Consider the following 19,288-nt stretch of genomic DNA (forward strand, 5'->3'; position numbering starts at 1 on the left):
ACTGTCTGTTTTATGCTTTTTTTAGTGCAAATAAAATCCATAAAAAAACCTCACATAAATATATGTGAGGTGCCTGAGTCTAGGTTTATTATTATATTTTTCTATTTATTATTATGCTTAAAATTTATAGCTATAACCCAAAGTATAAACAAAAGGATTAATATCTAAATCAAACTTGTAGTTAGCAATTGATGGATCAATTGTTACTTCAGGACTAATATCAGCATAACGTACATCTACAAATACACCCCAGTTTTTAGCATCAGCAGGTTGGAAATTAAAACCAACTTGACCTGCAAAACCAAAATCTTCTTTAACTTTAACTGCTGCCCCTTCTTCATCCCAAGGAATAAATGCTGTAGCACCAACACCAATATACGGTGTGAAACGTGTAGAGTTTTTAAAATGATATTTTGCAGTAATTGTTGGTGGTAATTGTTTAATACGCGCTTTACTTTCACCATTCACAAGTACGTCATGATTAATAGGTGTTGCTAATAATAATTCTGCCGAAAATGGAGACTGACCAAAAAAGTATTCTACCGATGGTGTGAATGTATATTCATGATCTGCTTTTACCACGCCTAAAGGTGTTGTTGTATCTTCAGATGGAGCAATAACACTACCACCAAATTTCACTTGCCAGTTACCAGCAAAAGTAAAAGAAGACATCCCCATTAATGCAATAACCAAAGCTTTTTTGAACACTTTAATATCTCCAACCTTATTTATATTTATAATAAACATTTATTTTAAAACCATGCAATACTCATTATAAAATTATTTTATAGTTTATTTTTAAACTACTGTTTTAAATAAAATTATATATTATCCAACTATTTTAATAGGTTTTTATTCCAACCTCATTAATCAAGATTATTTTATATTACCAACTATTTTAATATACTTTCAAATTCCGAGCATTTCAATATAATTTATTTTAAATACATGTTTTATTTAGATAATAAAAAACCTTCTTAATTTAAATCTAAAGATCATGATTAAGAAGGTTTACACTTTAATATTTTATAAAAACTTTATAAAACCATTGCAGCGATCCAGCCAAAAATTAATAGCGGAATATTAAAGTGAATAAAGGTAGGTACGACTGTATCCCAAATATGATCGTGTTGCCCATCTACACCTAAACCAGCTGTTGGCCCTAAGGTTGAGTCAGAAGCTGGCGATCCAGCATCACCTAATGCTGCTGCTGTACCAATAAGTGCAATCGTTGCTAATGGTGAGAAACCAAACTGCACACATAAAGGCACATAAATAACAGCTAATACAGGAACACTTGAGAAAGATGAACCAATACCAATTGTCACAAATAAGCCAATACAAAGCATTAAGAATGCTGCAAGCGCGCGGTTATCTCCAATAATCTCAACTACACCATTTACTAGCTGATTAATATCACCAGTATGAGTCATTACTGAGGCGAAACCGGCAGCAGAAATCATGATGAAGCCCACTAAAGCCATCATTCGCATGCCTTGTACAAAGACATCATCTGCATCTTGCCATTTAAAAATTCCGGCGGTAGATAGAACAGCAAAACCGACTAAACCACCCAAAATCATCGAACCTGAATATAGCTGTGCAGCAAGCGTCAAGCCAATTGCGAGCAATGCCATCAAGATCGTTTTCTTTGCAATAACTGGTGCTTGCTCTGCTTCATGCTTTAACTCTTCAGCATCTGCTTTTAAGTCAGCTGTTTCATCCTGGGTTGTTGCGCGAAGAGGTTTATCTAGATCAATCGTGGTCACAGGTGTAATCGCACGATCAGCATAAATTCTTGGTTTACGGTAGCTAATAAATACAGCAACCAAGGTGCCTAACACCATACCTAAAACAGGAATGGCCATGCCAATTGGCATCATTGCCCGATCAACATGTAAGCCGTACGCTGCCCCAATTTTGTTGATATTTCCCATCAGAATCTGTTCAAGGAAAATTGCACCAAATCCAACCGGAAGAAAAATATAAGTACCAACCAAACCTAGCGTAAGTACACAGGCTGCGGCGCGGCGGTCTAATTTTAAATGGTTCATTACCCGTAGTAGTGGCGGAACCAGTACAGGAATAAAGGCAATATGAACTGGAATAAGGTTTTGAGAGAAAATAGCAGAAATTAATAAAATACCTAAGAGGAGATACTTCACTTTAGTCTGACGGCTTTTCCCGGCTTCCATTCCCAATAAACCAATCAGCTTATGGGCAAGTAAATCAGGTAAACCAGATTTTGATAGAGCCAGAGCAAATGCCCCTAACACTGCATAGGCAAGTGCAACTTCAGCACCATCGCCAAGACCAGCGTTAAAAGCTTCAACGGTTTGAGAAAGGCTTAAACCTGCTACGAGGCCACCCACAATGGCAGAAACCACTAAAGTCAGTACGACAGAAACGCGCGCCAGTGATAATAAGAACATCACTGCAATCGCAATAACGACAGCATTCATGAATAAGTTCAGAGCAAAACAAAAGGCGATATTCTAGCAGATTCATATCTATGAAGCCGAAAATATCGCCGAATTAACAGTTTTATGCAGTTATTTCACTGTTACGCTTGAGCTTTAATAAACTCACGAATATGAGTTGCTATTTTCTCTGGCTCACTCAGAATGGCCCAGTGATTTGCATTAAGCTCTACATATTCAAATTTTTCAACCCACTTTGGCATAGCCTCAGTGATGTATTCTGGGCTTACAAAAGTATCATATTTTAAAATAACAGCTTTTACTGGACACTGCGCATAACGTTGACGTGGGTCAGTTAAGCGGGGAATAAAATTGGCACGATATAAATTAATGCCATATTTACCATCAGCATTAATATTATTATTTAAAGGTAAATTACTTTTCCTTTCCAGCTGCGTAAGAACTTTACCCCATTTTTCTGGGCTAAAAAGAGACCATACAGTTGGTGCTAATAACGGAAGATGGAATGCCCCGATATACCAAGATTTTGTTAATATTTTTAAGATTTGAGCTGGTGAAGATTTAAATTTATCACGTAAAAATAAAGCGGCATGATCAAGACATGGTCCAGAAATGGTGGTGTATGATAATAAACGACCTTTGAACTTAGGCTCAGTGACCGACTCCCAAGACTGAATCGAACCCCAATCATGTGCAGCCATATGGAATTGACGATTTGACAATAACTCATCAACAACTTCTTGGAGATCTAGAGATAAACGCTCTAAACGGTAATCACGTATACGTTTTGGTATAGATGACAAACCAGCTCCACGTACATCGTAAGTAACAATGTAGAAGTCATTAATCAAATGCTCAATGATTGATTCCCATACTTCTTGATTGTCTGGATAGCCATGTACTAAAACCAAGGGAGTATTTTTTTCGTCACCCCATGTTTTAGCACAAAGCGTTTGTTGATCACTTGTTGTTACTGTATGAACTTTTGGCTGCATAATCATTTCCTATCTTGTTTTTCAATCGATCATGTCGTTAGTCGGATAGAGCATTGCCATCAATATAAAAAAGATGATACTTATCTAGTATGAATACTGTTGCAATAAAAAAAATTGACTATTATGGCTATTTTAAGAAGACTTCAGAACAATCCTACGATTTCAAAATTTCTATTTAATCACTATCCCCCTTATCGTGGCGCAGGGATTTATATTGAAATCATGAATTTAGAACTTTGCCATGTGCGTGTAAAGATGCCGCTGACTTGGAAAAACCAAAATTTAGTCGGTACACATTTTGGTGGAAGCCTTTATTCAATGGTTGACCCATTTTATATGATGATTCTTATGCATCATCTCGGATCAAAATATATTGTTTGGGACAAAGCTGCCGAAATCAATTTTCTTTCCCCAGGGCGCAGTACTGTACATGCAGATATTCGAGTTGATTTAGCTGAAATAGAACAAATTCGTGAACTTGCCGAGAACTATGAACCTGTTTTAAGAACTTATCATCTAAACATTTTTGATGAATCTGGGGTAAGAATTGCAGAGGTTCAAAAAACGCTTTATATCAGACGTAAAAAGGCGAAACCTTTTCCTCAATAAAAAATAAGCGCTAAAAGCGCTTATTTTTTTATTTGTTAATTTTTTATCTTTTCTCTTCAATCGCAGCACCAGCACCACCACCGATCGCACCGCCAATTGCAGCACCAGAGTCACCACCAATCAGTGCTTTACCTACGACTGAACCGATACCAGCACCAATCGCACTCTTAGTCGTTGTCTGTTTACTGCCGCCTTGGGTATTAGAGCCTACGCCTGCACCTACCGCTGCGCCTAAGCCTGCACCAATACCTCCACCTACATGGTTACCTAAACCACCACCAAGTGCTCCACCTGCTGCTGCTGCACCAATACGTTGGTCAGATGGGCTCATATTTTGGCAGCCTGTGAACATAAGTGTAGACAACATTAAAGCAGAAACTAATCCAATTGTTTTTTTCATGACCGTTCTCACAATGATCTGTTCTAGAGAAAAGAATAATCCCCTTTTATGAGGAATTTGATCAGATTGTGTTATCCGTCTGTCCTAATCGATTGATATTTTGTAAAGCTCTGCCTTTTATATTTATTAAGCCAAATTTTAATTATAAAAAAGAAGTCTTTAATCACATAAAGACTTCTATAGTTTAACAATTATTAAGGATATTTTTAGTACTTCCCTTTCTTCTCTTCATAGGCTGCACCGGCACTACCACCCAATGCTCCACCTGTAGCAGCACCAGCGTCACCACCAATAATTGCTCCACCTAATACAGCGCCAACACCAGCACCAATTGCACTATTACGTACGGTTTTACTGCTAGACCCTTTTGCATTAGCCGCAACACCTGCACCGAGTGCCGCTCCTAGACCTGCGCCGATATTACCGCCCACGTGTTTTCCTACCGCACCACCTGCGCCACCACCAATAGCAGCTGAACCAATACGTTGACTTTCTGGGCTTGCATTCTGACAACCAACAAACAAAGTTGTAGACATCAGGCCAACACTAACAATCATCATCATTTTTTTCATTAGATTTACTCCAGTCTTCATAAGCAGGTAGCCTAATGTGTTTTTGTGGAGTCTTTATCCCGCTTAGGTAATAAAATAATAACTCTTTAATATGTTTATGTAATTACAATTTAAAATTGTTATAAATAAATGTATATAAAAAAGGCACCCTAAGGTGCCTTTTTTAGTGCCAGTCTAAACTTAGAATTGTTCAGAGTTTAATGCTTGGCTAAATGCTTGGTCTACTTCGCTGAAGTCATTATGAAGCTCATGCTCTGCAGCTTCTGCTTCTTGACGACGACGCTCTAAGTGGTACGCAAGACCAGTACCTGCTGGAATCAAACGACCTACTACAACGTTTTCTTTCAAGCCACGTAAATCATCTTCTTTACCTGTTACAGCCGCTTCAGTTAACACACGAGTTGTTTCCTGGAACGATGCAGCAGAGATGAACGAGTCAGTAGAAAGCGATGCTTTCGTAATACCCATCAATTGACGTTCAAACTTCGCAGGGAACTTGTTCTGAGCCAAGACAGCTTGGTTCTCTTGAACAACGCGGATGTAATCCACTTGCTCGCCTTTAATGAAGCTTGTATCACCGCCATCAGTGATATCAACTTTACGCAACATTTGACGTACGATAACTTCAATGTGCTTATCGTTGATTTTTACACCTTGGAGACGGTAAACGTCTTGAACTTCGTTCACGATGTAGTTAGTTAATGCAACTTCACCTTTCAAACGCAAGATGTCATGTGGGTTTTGTGGACCATCAGAAATAGTCTCACCACGGTTCACATGCTCGCCTTCGAATACGTTGATTTGACGCCATTTTGGAATCAATTCTTCGTAAATCTCAGAACCATCATCAGGAGTAATTACCAAACGGTTTTTACCCTTAGTCTCTTTACCGAAGCTTACAACACCTGATACTTCAGCAAGAATTGCATGCTCTTTTGGCTTACGCGCTTCGAACAAGTCAGCTACACGCGGAAGACCACCGGTAATATCACGAGTACGTGATGTTTCTTGTGGTACACGACCAATAACGTCACCCACACCAATCGTTTCGCCATCACGGACAGTTACGATTGTATTTTGTGGCAGGAAGTAGAACTGTTCGCCACCATCTGTTGTATCCAACACGATTGCAGGACGTAAATCTTTACCAGAAGCAGGACGAGCTGTTACAGGCAAGATTTCAACAGTAGTCATACCAGTTGCATCATCAGTTTTCGATGTTGCAGTTACGCCATCAGCGATTTGGCTGAAACGCGCTTTACCAGCAACTTCTGTTACCAATGGATGTGTATGCGGATCCCAAGTCGCTACGATACCGCCAGCTTCTACAGCTTCACCATCTTTCAACAAGATGCTTGCACCGTAAGGAAGTTTATAACGCTCGCGCTCACGACCTAAATCATCGGCAATACCAATTTCACCTGAACGTGAAACTGAAACCAAGTGGCCTTTTGCATGTTGTACAGTTTTCACGTTATGGAAACGTACAGTACCTTTATTACGTACTTGAACACTGTTCGCAGCAGAAGTTCGGCTCGCAGCACCACCAACGTGGAACGTACGCATCGTTAACTGTGTACCCGGCTCACCGATTGACTGTGCAGCCATTACACCGACTGATTCACCTGGGTTCACCAAGTGACCACGTGCAAGGTCACGACCATAACAACGAGCACATACACCGAATGTTGATTCACATGCGATTACTGAGCGTACTTTAACTTCATCGACACCAGCCTCTTCAAGCTGAGCTGCGATTTTCTCGTCAATTAACGTACCACGAGGTAATACAACTTCATCATCAGATGCACGACGTACGTCTTCAGCAGTTACACGACCTAATACGCGGTCACGTAATGGCTCGATGACATCACCACCCTGAATGAATGGAGTCATTACTAAACCACCCGCTGTACCACAATCAGGTTCAGTAATTACCAAGTCTTGCGCTACGTCTACAAGACGACGAGTCAAGTAACCAGAGTTCGCAGTTTTCAATGCTGTATCGGCCAAACCTTTACGAGCACCGTGTGTTGAAATAAAGTACTGAAGTACTGTTAAACCTTCACGGAAGTTCGCTTTAATCGGAGTCTCAATAATCGAGCCATCCGGTTTTGCCATCAAACCACGCATACCAGCAAGCTGACGAATCTGTGCCGCACTACCACGGGCACCAGAGTCAGACATCATATAGATGCTGTTGAATGATTTTTGTTTCTCGTCTTCACCTTGTTTGTTTTTAACAAGTGTATAAGACAAGTTATCCATCATTGCTTTAGCAACTTGGTCGTTTGTACGCGCCCAGATATCGACAACTTTGTTATAACGCTCACCAGCAGTTACGAAACCTTGTTCGAACTGTTGTTCGATTTCACGAACTTCTGTTTCTGCTTTATCAATAATCGTGTGCTTAGTAGGTGGAATGAGCATGTCTTCCATACCTACAGATACACCTGAACGAGTCGCTTGACGGAAGCCCAAGTACATTAATTGGTCAGCAAAGATAACTGTATCTTTCAAACCAAGTTTACGATAGCAAGAGTTGATCAATTTAGAGATGTTCTTTTTAGTCATCTCAAGGTTGATCATGTCAAAGCTTAAGCCTTGTGGAACAATTTCCCAAAGCAAACAACGACCAGGTGTTGTATCAACAATAATAGTTTGGTGTTCACGTTCACCATTTTCATTGATAACAGTTTGGTGTACACGTACTTTAACACGCGCATGGATTGCAACTTGACCAGTAGCAAGTGCACGGTTTACTTCATGAGTATCCGCGAACACCATGCCTTCACCTTTAGCATTTACGGCATCACGTGTGATGTAGTAAAGACCCAAGACAACGTCCTGAGAAGGAACGATGATTGGCTCACCGTTTGCTGGTGACAAGATGTTGTTTGTTGACATCATCAATGCACGAGCTTCTAACTGTGCTTCGAGTGTCAATGGAACGTGTACCGCCATTTGGTCACCATCGAAGTCGGCGTTAAACGCAGCACAAACGAGTGGGTGAAGACGGATTGCCTTACCTTCAATAAGAATAGGTTCAAATGCTTGAAGACCTAAACGGTGAAGTGTTGGCGCACGGTTCAACATGACTGGATGTTGACGAATTACAGAAGCAAGAACGTCCCAAACTTCCGGAGTCTCACGCTCAACCATTTTCTTCGCAGCTTTAATGGTAGTCGCCTGACCTGAAGCTTGTAGCTTCGCGAAAATGAATGGCTTGAATAATTCAAGTGCCATTTTCTTCGGAAGACCACATTGGTGAAGACGTAAAGTAGGGCCTACAGTAATTACCGAACGACCAGAATAGTCAACACGCTTACCTAATAAGTTCTGACGGAAACGACCTTGTTTACCTTTGATCATATCTGCCAAAGATTTTAATGGACGTTTGTTAGAACCAGTAATCGCACGACCACGACGACCGTTATCAAGCAATGCATCTACAGACTCTTGTAACATACGTTTTTCGTTACGTACGATGATATCTGGAGCAGCAAGGTCAAGAAGACGCTTCAAACGGTTGTTACGGTTAATGACACGACGATATAAATCGTTCAAGTCAGAAGTCGCGAAACGACCACCTTCAAGTGGAACTAATGGACGTAAATCAGGTGGAAGTACAGGAAGTACATTCATCACCATCCATTCTGGCTTGTTGTTTGAATCTTTGAATGCTTCCATCAATTTCAAGCGCTTAGACGCTTTTTTCAACTTCGTTTCAGAAGTTGTTTGAGGGATTTCTTCACGTAAACGTGCGATTTCAGCTTCAAGATCGATATCTTTCAACAAGTCCTGAACCGCTTCTGCACCCATTTTCGCAGTGAATTCATCACCGTGTTCTTCAAGTGCATTGAAGTATTCTTCGTCTGTTAAAAGTTGATACTTTTCAAACGGAGTCATACCAGGGTCAGTTACAACGTATGATTCAAAATACAATACGCGTTCGATATCACGAAGTGTCATATCAAGTAATAAACCGATACGACTCGGTAACGATTTTAAGAACCAGATATGTGCAACTGGAGAAGCAAGTTCAATGTGACCCATACGTTCACGACGAACTTTCGCTGTAGTTACTTCAACGCCACATTTTTCACAAATGACGCCTTTGTATTTCATACGCTTGTATTTACCACACAAGCATTCGTAATCTTTTACTGGACCAAAAATTTTGGCACAGAACAAACCATCACGTTCTGGTTTAAAGGTACGGTAGTTAATTGTCTCAGGTTTTTTAACTTCACCATGAGACCATGACTTAATCATTTCTGGTGACGCAAGACCAATACGGATACGGTCAAACTCAATTGGTGCATGACCATCTGAGTCCGTTTTCTTACGCATGATATCGAGCAAGTCTTTCAATTTTTTTCTCCGTGTGTCGGGAAGCAACGCTTACCCGACTGGGTCACAAATATTGTTTTTACCTAAAAAATCGTGAGTCTTACGACTTAGTCACCATTTTTCAGTTCAATGTTGATACCTAAAGAACGGATCTCTTTGGTCAATACGTTGAACGATTCAGGCATACCCGGATCCATATAATGGTTACCATCTACAATATTCTTGTAGATACGTGTACGACCTTCAACGTCATCCGACTTAACAGTTAACATCTCTTGGAGTGTATATGCAGCACCGTAAGCTTCAAGTGCCCAGACTTCCATCTCACCGAAACGCTGACCACCGAATTGTGCTTTACCACCAAGCGGTTGCTGTGTAACAAGAGAGTAAGAACCTGTTGAACGAGCATGCATCTTGTCATCAACCAAGTGGTTCAATTTGAGCATGTACATGTAACCTACAGTTACAGGACGGTCAAACTGTTCACCAGTACGGCCATCATACAATACTGTTTGACCTGTACGAGAGATACCAGCTAACTCAAGTAAGTCTTTAATTTGACTTTCTTCAGCACCATCAAATACAGGCGTAGCCAAAGGCACACCAGCACGTAAGTTGCCTGAAAGAGCTAAGACTTCAGCATCAGTTAAGCTATCAAGATCTTCTTGCTCACCACCGACTTTGTTATAAATCTTGTCTAAGAATTCACGCAGTTCTAAAACTGTACGCTGTTCTTTCAACATTTTCTCGATTTTATCGCCAAGCCCTTTAGCCGCCATACCCAAGTGAGTCTCAAGAATCTGACCCACGTTCATACGAGATGGTACGCCCAACGGGTTCAATACGATATCTACTGGTACACCGTTAGCATCGTGTGGCATATCTTCAACAGGTAAGATGTTAGATACAACACCCTTGTTACCGTGACGACCAGCCATCTTATCACCAGGCTGAATACGACGTTTAACAGCTAAGTAAACTTTAACAACTTTCAATACGCCAGTTGTTAATTCATCACCTGTAGCAAGCTTACGTTTCTTCTCAGCGAATTTCTCGTCAATTTCTGCGCTCTTTTCTTTTAAGAACACTTGAATTTGAGTTAAACGCTCAGCGATTGCTTCATCTGCCGGTTGAATTTCAAGTAAATCAACAAGCTCTAAACCAGATAACACCTCTTCAACGAGTTTGTCACCACGTTTAGTTGAACCACCGCCATTAGACTCTTGGCCTTTAAGCAAACGAATTACACGCTCACGAGCTGCTTCTTCAAAGATCTTGTATTCTTCTTTCAAGTCTTTACGGTAAGCATCAAGTTGTGCTTTTTCGATCGCCAATGCACGGTCATCTTTCTCTAAGCCATCACGAGTGAAGACTTGAACATCGATAACTGTACCTTTTGTACCAGATGGAACACGTAAAGATGAATCCTTAACATCAGCTGCTTTCTCACCAAAGATTGCACGAAGCAATTTTTCTTCAGGAGTTAACTGAGTTTCACCTTTAGGCGTTACTTTACCAACAAGGATGTCACCTGCTGTAACTTCAGCACCGATATAAACGATACCTGATTCATCAAGCTTAGAAAGTGCAGCTTCACCAACGTTAGGAATATCGGCAGTAATTTCTTCTGCACCTAACTTAGTATCACGCGCTACACAAGATAATTCTTGAATATGAATAGAAGTTAAACGGTCTTCTTGAAGTACACGCTCAGATAATAAGATCGAGTCTTCGTAGTTGTAACCGTTCCAAGTCATGAACGCAACGCGCATGTTTTGACCAAGCGCAAGCTCACCCATATCTGTAGACGGACCGTCTGCCAAGATATCACCGCGAGCAACTTTGTCGCCCAAATTCACGATAATATTTTGGTTGATACAAGTGTTCTGGTTAGAACGCGTATATTTAATGAGGTTATAGATGTCTACACCAGCCTCACCAGCAATCATTTCATCTTCGTTTACACGAATAACGATACGTGAAGCATCTACGTATTCAATTGCACCACCACGGTTTGCGATTACACACACACCTGAGTCACGTGCAACGTTCGCTTCCATACCTGTACCTACAAGCGGTTTATCCGCACGTAGAGTAGGAACTGCCTGACGTTGCATGTTTGAACCCATAAGCGCACGGTTCGCGTCATCGTGTTCAAGGAATGGAATAAGTGATGCAGCAACAGATACAACCTGCTGAGCAGAAACGTCCATATGCGTCACTTTTTCTGGTGGCATACGTACGAATTCACCTTGATGACGAACAGAAACAAACTCTTCTGTTAAGTTGCCATCTTTATCTACTGCAGAGTCGGCCTGTGCAATAACAGTACCTACTTCCTCAATAGCAGAAAGGTATTCAACTGCATCAGTTACACGACCATCTACTACTTTACGGTAAGGTGTTTCCAAGAAACCGAAGTCATTTGCTTTTGCATATACAGAAAGCGAGTTGATCAAACCAATGTTTGGACCTTCAGGTGTTTCAATTGGACATACACGACCATAGTGAGTTTGATGTACGTCACGCACCTCAAAGCCCGCACGCTCACGTGTTAAACCACCAGGCCCAAGCGCTGATACACGACGCTTATGCGTAATCTCAGATAATGGGTTGTTTTGGTCCATGAACTGAGATAATTGGCTTGAACCAAAGAATTCTTTGATTGCAGCAGCAACTGGTTTCGCGTTAATTAGATCTTGTGGAGACAAGTTATCTGTTTCTGCTTGGCTTAAACGTTCTTTAACTGCACGTTCAACACGTACCAAACCAACACGGAATTGGTTTTCAGTCATTTCACCAACAGAACGTACACGACGGTTACCTAAGTGATCGATATCGTCGACTTCACCTTTACCGTTACGGATTTCAACCAATGTACGTAATACATCAATGATATCTTCGTGCGATAAAATACCTTCTACTTCACGTGACTTCTGGTCAGTACCAACTTCGTATGGACGACCCAAACGACGGTTGAACTTCATACGACCTACTGGAGATAAGTCATAACGCTCAGAAGAGAAGAATAAGTTATTGAATAAGTTTTCAGCAGCTTCTTTTGTTGGCGGCTCACCCGGACGCATTACTTTATAAATTTCAACTAAAGCTTCTTCACGGCCAGCTGTTGTGTCTGCTCGTAATGTATCAGCAACAAACGAACCACGATCAATATCGTTCGTAAACAAGATATTGAACTGTTTAACACCACCTTCTGCCAGTTTCACCATAACTTCATGGCTTAACAACGTATTAGCAGCAATTACTTCACCATCACGTAAAGTAATATTTTCAGCAATGATACGTTCATATAAGTATTCATCAGGAACTGAAAGTTTTGTTAAACCAGCAGCTTCCATTTGACGTACATGACGAGCATTGATACGTTTACCTTGCTCAACAATAACTTTACCGTCATTATCAGCAATATCAAATTGTGCCATTTCCCCACGTAAACGTTCAGGTACTAGGTCAATTTGGTAACTGCCCATGTCAAGATACACAGGTACTTTTTCATAGAACAAGTTCAAGATTTGTTCGTTGTTATAACCTAATGCACGTAACACAACAGTAGCAAGTAATTTACGACGACGGTCAATACGTACGTAAACCAAGTCTTTTGCATCAAATTCGAAGTCTAACCATGAACCACGGTAAGGAATGATACGTGCTGAATACAACACTTTACCACTTGAGTGAGTTTTACCTTTATCGTGATCAAAGAAAACGCCTGGTGAACGATGTAATTGAGATACGATTACACGCTCAGTACCATTAATAACGAATGTACCGTTTTCAGTCATGAGTGGAATTTCACCCATATAGACTTCTTGTTCTCGTACATCTTTAATTGATTTAGTTTCGCGATCTTTAATAATCAAACGAATTTTAACGCGCATTGGTGCCGCATAAGTCGAACCACGAAGAATACATTCGCGTACATCGAACTCAGGTTTACCAAGGCTATACTCAACAAATTCTAAAGCAGCATTGCCAGAATAACTTTCGATAGGAAAAACTGAACGAAATGCGGCTTGGAGACCGATATCTTCGCGGTTTTTTGGAGTTTTGCCATCTTGCAAGAATGTTCTGTACGAATCGACCTGAATCGAAAGTAAGTACGGTGCATCCATTACTTGGGGCAATTTACCAAAATTCTTACGGATCCGTTTCTTTTCGGTATATGAGTATGCCATCTGGAGTCCTCGGAAAGTAAACTAAGCCCGCCTGCAGAACGGGCTCAGAAGGAATTACGCAGGCCGATATGGCCACCACTGTTTACAAATGCTGCAATTTTTAGTGGTATAAAAACGCTTAACAATATTTTTAAAAAAGAAAAATATTGGTAAACATTTGAAATTACTTGTCTTATTTTGATTTTCTCAAAAATCAAACAAAACTAACAAAAATCGAGCCGATTATTGTAACGCAAAAAGGCTGATGACCCAAGAGCCATCAGCCATTTTATGGAGCCGATTTAAAAACCGACTCCTTTTACAATTACTTAAGTGTAACTGTAGCACCAGCTTCTTCAAGTTTCTTCTTAAGTTCTTCGCCTTCTTCTTTAGAAACGCCTTCTTTAAGAACTTGAGGAGCACCTTCAACTAGGTCTTTAGCTTCTTTAAGACCAAGGCCAGTTGCTTCACGAACTGCTTTAATTACAGCTACTTTGTTAGCACCGAAAGAAGTCAACTCAACGTTGAATTCAGATTGTTCTTCAGCAGCAGCAGCAGCGCCACCAGCTGGAGCAGCAACAGCAACAGCTGCAGCTGAAACGTTGAATTTCTCTTCGAAAGCAGAAATTAATTCAACAAGTTCAAGAACAGTTTTTTCAGCAACTGCGTTTAAGATTTCTTCGTTAGTTAAAGCCATGAGAATAACTCCAAATGGATATTGAATGGTGTGTAAAATTGATTAAGCAGCTTCTGACTCGTTTTTCTCTTTGAGCGCTGTAATAAGGCGACCCAATTTCGAAATAGGAGCTTGAAGGACAGAGGCAAGCATAGTAAGAGCTTTCTCTTGGTTCGGAAGGTTTGCAATTACGCTAACGTCAGCACCTTGATAAACTTTGCCGTCAAATGCAGCAGCTTTTAATTCAAATGCTTTGTTAGTTTTAGCAAAATCTTCGAACAAACGTGCAGCTGCACCCATGTCATCTTCAGAAGTTGAAAAACCTAGAATTGTTGGACCAACAAGGTTGTCGTTCAAGATATTGAATTGAGTATCTTGAAGTGCGCGTTTAGCCAAAGTGTTACGTACAATACGTGTAGAAACACCTAACTTACGAGCTTCAACACGAAGTGTTGTTAATTGCTCTACGCTTAAGCCTTGGTAGTCAGCAACAACGGCTGCAAACGCCTTAGAAGCAACTTCACTTACTTCCGCAACGATCTGTTTTTTGTCTTCAATAAGAAGAGCCATTGTAAAACCTCCTAAGGTGATTTATGTACCCAATGGGCACACTCCCAATTCGTAAGCCTTTCGACTTACACGCGGAGGAGGAACAAATCACACCACCGCGTCTACGCAGGCTGGTTTATTAAGAAAAGTGCTATTCGAAAATGACATCTTTTCGCCTGAGGTCTTTGACGCTGATAAATTCTCATTTATCAATTCAAAGTCCGCCTGATGAGTAAGGGATAAAGCTTTGCCTTACCCAACCAAATAGAAAAATATTTCTATTTAAGTTCTGTCCCCAATCAGGACTTTAAAATTCTTTACTAAGTCTAAACTTAGTTAGAAACGTTGTTTACATCAACAGTAAGACCAGGACCCATAGTTGAGCTCAAAGTGATCTTTTTGATGTATACACCTTTAGAAGTTGCAGGTTTTAACTTTTTCAAGTCAGCAACTAAAGTTTCAACGTTTTGACGGATAGCAGCAGCATCAAAGCCTACTTGACCGATCGCAGCATGGATAATACCCGCTTTGTCTACACGGTAACGAGCCTGACCAGATTTAGCGTTTTTAACAGCATTCGCTACGTCAGGAGTTACAGTACCAACTTTAGGGTTTGGCATTAAACCACGTGGACCAAGAATTGTACCGAGCTTACCAACAACACGCATAGCGTCAGGAGCAGCGATTACAACATCAAAGTCAAGGTTTCCACCTTGGATGCTTTCAGCAAGGTCATCAAAACCTACAACATCAGCACCAGCTTCTTTAGCGGCTTCTGCTTGCGCGCCTTGAGCAAATACAGCTACACGTACAGTTTTACCAGTACCTGCAGGTAATGTAGTTGCACCACGAACAACCTGGTCAGATTTACGTGGGTCTACACCAAGATTTACAGCTACATCCAAAGATTCTTTGAACTTTGCAGCAGGTAGGCTGTTAAGAACTTGTACTGCTTCTTCCAAAGTGTAAACTTTGTTTGCTTCAACAGCAGCAGCAATGGCTTTTTGACGTTTAGTTAACTTTGCCATGTCTTATAGCTCCACTTCCAAGCCCATAGAACGTGCAGAACCAGCGATGGTACGAACACGTGCGTCTAAATCAGCACCAGTTAAATCCGGTTCTTTAGTAGTCGCAATTTCTTCTAACTGAGCACGAGTCAACTTACCAACTTTAGTTTTGTTTGGTACAGATGAACCCTTTTGAATACCAGCAGCTTTCTTAAGAAGAATAGAAGCTGGAGGAGTTTTCATGATGAATGTGAACGACTTGTCGTTGTACACAGTAATCACTACAGGAATTGGAAGACCTGGTTCAACTTTTTGTGTAGCAGCATTGAATTCTTTACAGAATGCCATGATGTTTACACCACGTTGACCTAATGCAGGACCAATTGGTGGAGATGGATTTGCTTTACCAGCTGGAACTTGCAGCTTGATATAGCCGTCAATCTTCTTAGCCATTTTAAAATACCTCTGGGTACAAACGCCGCTAGGCTCCCCAATCTTTACGCAACATTACTGTTACAACAACAATGCCCGATAAAATCGGGCGCTTTTCAACCAATTGAGATTAAATCGTTTTTTCGACTTGGCGAAACTCGAGTTCAACCTGAGTTGGTCGATTAAATACATTAATCGTCAACGTTAAACGTGACTTATCGTATTGAACCTCTTCCACCACACCTTTAAAGTCTGTGAATGGACCGTCAATAACAAGTAATTCTTCACCTGGTTCAAACATCGTTTTAGGACGTGGCGCTTCACCAGTATTACGTACACGCGCAAGAATCGCATCTGCTTCACGTTGAGTGATTGGTGCTGGTTTTTCAGGTGTGCCACCAATAAAACCTAGAACCTTTGGACATTCTTTAACGATATGCCAAGTATCATCATTCATTTCCATTTCGACTAACACATAGCCAGGAAAGAATTTACGCTCAGATTTACGTTTCTTACCATCCTTCATTTCTACCACTTCTTCGGTAGGAACAAGGACATCACCAAAGCTATCGGCAACAGCGCTACGCTGGATTCGTTCTGTAAGTGAACGCATCACTTGTTTTTCATAGCCAGAGTAGGCATGAATAATGTACCAACGTTTCATAGCTCTTTTACCCGATAATCAACTTAATTAACCAACCCAAACCATAGTCAAAGCACCATAAAACCAATGATGCGACAACTACAACCAATAGAACCTGCCACGATGTAGTGACTGTTTCTTGTTTTGTTGGCCAAGTTACTCGACGCAATTCGACTCGTGCATCTTTTAGCAAGCGAACGAAGCCTTTACCTTGATGGGTGGCGTATAATAAACCTAAAGCCACAACGATACAAGCAAAAATTGCCCCAACGCGCACCCAAACATTATTTGCAGGTGCCCAATACGCTGGCAAATGTTGATTCACCATGGTAGCTAAAAGCAACAATGCTATTGCAATCACCCATAGAACAATATCTAAAGGCGAACCAGAACGAACAACTTCAGCAGAATTATTTCTTTGAGGAATTGGCGCGTCGCTCAATGCGTCACGCGATTTATCATTCGACATTTTTGTACTCGTCGTAGAACTCGCGACTTATTATATGAACAACTAAGCCAGCATCAAGCTTTTTATTTCAAAATATGGCAGGTCAGGAGGGACTCGAACCCCCAACATTCGGTTTTGGAGACCGACGCTCTACCAATTGAACTACTGACCTATAATGCAAGTTGAGAGCCAAAGCCCTCAACCTGAGACGTAATCCGTCACTATAATATGCTTATGCAGTTACTTTCGCAACAACACCAGCACCTACAGTACGACCACCTTCACGAATCGCAAAACGTAGACCTGGGTCCATTGCGATTGGGTGGATTAATTCTACTGACATTTCAACGTTGTCGCCTGGCATAACCATTTCAACGCCGTCTTGTAATTGGATTGCACCAGTTACGTCAGTTGTACGGAAGTAGAACTGTGGACGGTAACCATTTAAGAATGGAGTGTGACGACCACCTTCTTCTTTAGAAAGTACGTATACTTCTGCGTCGAATTTAGTGTGTGGCTTGATTGTACCTGGTTTAGCAAGTACTTGACCACGTTGTACGTCTTCACGCTTAGTACCACGAAGTAAGATACCACAGTTCTCACCTGCACGGCCTTCGTCAAGAAGTTTACGGAACATTTCTACGCCAGTTACAGTTGTTTTAACTGTATCTTTAATACCAACGATCTCTACTTCTTCACCAACTTTAACGATACCAGCTTCTACACGGCCTGTTACTACAGTACCACGACCAGAAATTGAGAATACGTCTTCGATTGGCATTAAGAATGCTTTGTCGATAGCACGTTCTGGTTCTGGGATGTAAGAGTCAAGCGCTTCAACAAGAGCAAGAACTGAAGACTCACCATATTGACCGGCATCGCCTTCCAACGCTTTAAGCGCAGAACCACGGATAACTGGAGTGTCATCACCTGGGAAGTCATAAGTAGAAAGAAGTTCACGAACTTCCATTTCTACTAATTCAAGTAATTCTTCATCATCAACAAGGTCACACTTGTTCAAGAATACGATGATGTAAGGTACACCAACCTGACGAGAAAGAAGGATGTGTTCACGAGTTTGTGGCATTGGACCGTCAGTCGCAGCACACACAAGGATCGCGCCGTCCATCTGAGCAGCACCAGTAATCATGTTTTTAACGTAATCGGCGTGGCCCGGGCAGTCAACGTGCGCGTAGTGACGAATTGGAGAATCGTATTCTACGTGTGAAGTATTAATTGTAATACCACGTGCTTTTTCTTCAGGTGCTGAGTCGATTTGTGAGTAATCTTTCGCTTCACCGCCGTAAGTTTTTGCACAAATTGTTGCAATCGCAGCAGTTAAAGTTGTTTTACCATGGTCAACGTGACCGATTGTGCCCACGTTTACGTGTGGCTTATTACGTTCAAACTTAGCCTTAGCCATGTTTATAGTCCTCGTTTACGTCGAACACAATTCTGAGCAAAAACTCAGCATCGACATATCGCCTAAAAAATCAAACACCCAATACTTGAAAAGCAGACTAATAAGCCTGCTTTTTAAATCTTTGTAGAAAATCTACTAAACTGTATCTGGAGCTCTTATCGAGATTTGAACTCGAGACCTCTCCCTTACCAAGGGAGTGCTCTACCACTGAGCTATAAGAGCGATTATCCTTCGATGGAGCGGGAGACGAGGATCGAACTCGCGACATGCAGCTTGGAAGGCTGCCGCTCTACCAACTGAGCTACTCCCGCACTGTGTTGGTATATATACCACTTCAATCGAAGTTAATGGTGGTGAGAGAAGGATTCGAACCTTCGAAACTTTCGTAGCGGAGTTACAGTCCGCCCCCTTTGACCGCTCGGGAATCTCACCATATCACACTTATTTCAGTGTTGTTCTTTACTTCACAACTACACACCTTTAAGATGGTGCCGGCACACGGATTCGAACTGTGGACCTACTGATTACAAGTCAGTTGCTCTACCAACTGAGCTATGCCGGCTCT

The 19,288-nt window shown here is 41.2% G+C and carries 15 protein-coding genes and 5 tRNA genes; 1 reads left to right on the plus strand and 19 read right to left on the minus strand.

What is annotated here, in order from left to right:
* Positions 1-117: 117 nt before the first annotated feature.
* From ACYU0V_RS16910 to ACYU0V_RS16920, 3 genes are all read right to left on the minus strand, one after another.
* Complete coding sequence (locus tag ACYU0V_RS16910) at positions 118-708, minus strand: OmpW/AlkL family protein (protein ID WP_461848351.1); 591 nt, start codon at positions 706-708, stop codon at positions 118-120.
* A 329-nt stretch (positions 709-1,037) separates the two neighbouring features.
* Complete coding sequence (locus ACYU0V_RS16915) at positions 1,038-2,462, minus strand: Na+/H+ antiporter family protein (protein WP_032005724.1); 1,425 nt, start codon at positions 2,460-2,462, stop codon at positions 1,038-1,040.
* Positions 2,463-2,563: 101 nt separating this feature from the next.
* Positions 2,564-3,442, minus strand: a complete 879-nt coding sequence (locus ACYU0V_RS16920; protein ID WP_174723760.1) for an alpha/beta fold hydrolase — start codon at positions 3,440-3,442, stop codon at positions 2,564-2,566.
* 117 nt (positions 3,443-3,559) lie between these two features.
* On the opposite strand from ACYU0V_RS16920, the gene ACYU0V_RS16925 reads away from it, so the two are divergent.
* Entirely contained in the window at positions 3,560-4,045 is a 486-nt protein-coding gene (locus tag ACYU0V_RS16925) for a DUF4442 domain-containing protein (protein ID WP_005079397.1), read from the plus strand.
* A gap of 43 nt (positions 4,046-4,088) precedes the next feature.
* On the opposite strand, the gene ACYU0V_RS16930 is transcribed toward ACYU0V_RS16925, so the two are convergent.
* From ACYU0V_RS16930 to ACYU0V_RS17005, 16 genes are all read right to left on the minus strand, one after another.
* On the minus strand, positions 4,089-4,445 hold the full coding sequence (locus ACYU0V_RS16930) for a hypothetical protein (protein ID WP_002115127.1): 357 nt from the start codon (positions 4,443-4,445) through the stop codon (positions 4,089-4,091).
* 206 nt (positions 4,446-4,651) lie between these two features.
* Positions 4,652-5,017: a hypothetical protein gene (locus tag ACYU0V_RS16935; RefSeq protein ID WP_005065793.1), complete on the minus strand. Its 366-nt coding sequence runs from the start codon at positions 5,015-5,017 to the stop codon at positions 4,652-4,654.
* Between the two features lie 180 nt (positions 5,018-5,197).
* Entirely contained in the window at positions 5,198-9,391 is a 4,194-nt protein-coding gene (rpoC, locus tag ACYU0V_RS16940) for a DNA-directed RNA polymerase subunit beta' (RefSeq protein ID WP_002114988.1), read from the minus strand.
* An 86-nt stretch (positions 9,392-9,477) separates the two neighbouring features.
* Entirely contained in the window at positions 9,478-13,566 is a 4,089-nt protein-coding gene (gene rpoB, locus ACYU0V_RS16945; protein WP_068529595.1) for a DNA-directed RNA polymerase subunit beta, read from the minus strand.
* Between the two features lie 304 nt (positions 13,567-13,870).
* Entirely contained in the window at positions 13,871-14,242 is a 372-nt protein-coding gene (gene rplL / locus ACYU0V_RS16950) for a 50S ribosomal protein L7/L12 (protein ID WP_001229360.1), read from the minus strand.
* Between the two features lie 42 nt (positions 14,243-14,284).
* Positions 14,285-14,791 carry a 50S ribosomal protein L10 gene (gene rplJ, locus ACYU0V_RS16955; RefSeq protein WP_002115099.1) on the minus strand — a complete coding sequence of 169 codons (507 nt, stop codon included), beginning with the start codon at positions 14,789-14,791 and terminating at the stop codon, positions 14,285-14,287.
* 311 nt (positions 14,792-15,102) lie between these two features.
* A complete protein-coding gene (gene rplA / locus ACYU0V_RS16960) occupies positions 15,103-15,798 on the minus strand; it encodes a 50S ribosomal protein L1 (RefSeq protein WP_005804118.1) in 696 nt (231 codons plus the stop codon).
* Positions 15,799-15,801: 3 nt separating this feature from the next.
* The gene (rplK, locus tag ACYU0V_RS16965; protein WP_001074682.1) at positions 15,802-16,230 is read right to left on the minus strand and encodes a 50S ribosomal protein L11; all 429 of its coding nucleotides are present in this window, start codon (positions 16,228-16,230) and stop codon (positions 15,802-15,804) included.
* A 109-nt stretch (positions 16,231-16,339) separates the two neighbouring features.
* A complete protein-coding gene (gene nusG, locus ACYU0V_RS16970; RefSeq protein WP_002115092.1) occupies positions 16,340-16,873 on the minus strand; it encodes a transcription termination/antitermination protein NusG in 534 nt (177 codons plus the stop codon).
* 7 nt (positions 16,874-16,880) lie between these two features.
* Positions 16,881-17,321, minus strand: a complete 441-nt coding sequence (gene secE / locus ACYU0V_RS16975; RefSeq protein WP_002114837.1) for a preprotein translocase subunit SecE — start codon at positions 17,319-17,321, stop codon at positions 16,881-16,883.
* A gap of 75 nt (positions 17,322-17,396) precedes the next feature.
* Positions 17,397-17,472, minus strand: a tRNA-Trp gene (locus tag ACYU0V_RS16980).
* A gap of 60 nt (positions 17,473-17,532) precedes the next feature.
* The gene (tuf, locus tag ACYU0V_RS16985; protein WP_005065785.1) at positions 17,533-18,723 is read right to left on the minus strand and encodes an elongation factor Tu; all 1,191 of its coding nucleotides are present in this window, start codon (positions 18,721-18,723) and stop codon (positions 17,533-17,535) included.
* Between the two features lie 147 nt (positions 18,724-18,870).
* Positions 18,871-18,945: transfer RNA gene (locus ACYU0V_RS16990), tRNA-Thr, on the minus strand.
* A gap of 13 nt (positions 18,946-18,958) precedes the next feature.
* Positions 18,959-19,034 (minus strand) — tRNA-Gly (locus ACYU0V_RS16995).
* 37 nt (positions 19,035-19,071) lie between these two features.
* Positions 19,072-19,155, minus strand: a tRNA-Tyr gene (locus ACYU0V_RS17000).
* Between the two features lie 54 nt (positions 19,156-19,209).
* Positions 19,210-19,285: transfer RNA gene (locus tag ACYU0V_RS17005), tRNA-Thr, on the minus strand.
* Positions 19,286-19,288: the final 3 nt, after the last annotated feature.

This window comes from Acinetobacter sp. X9 (genome assembly GCF_054889255.1).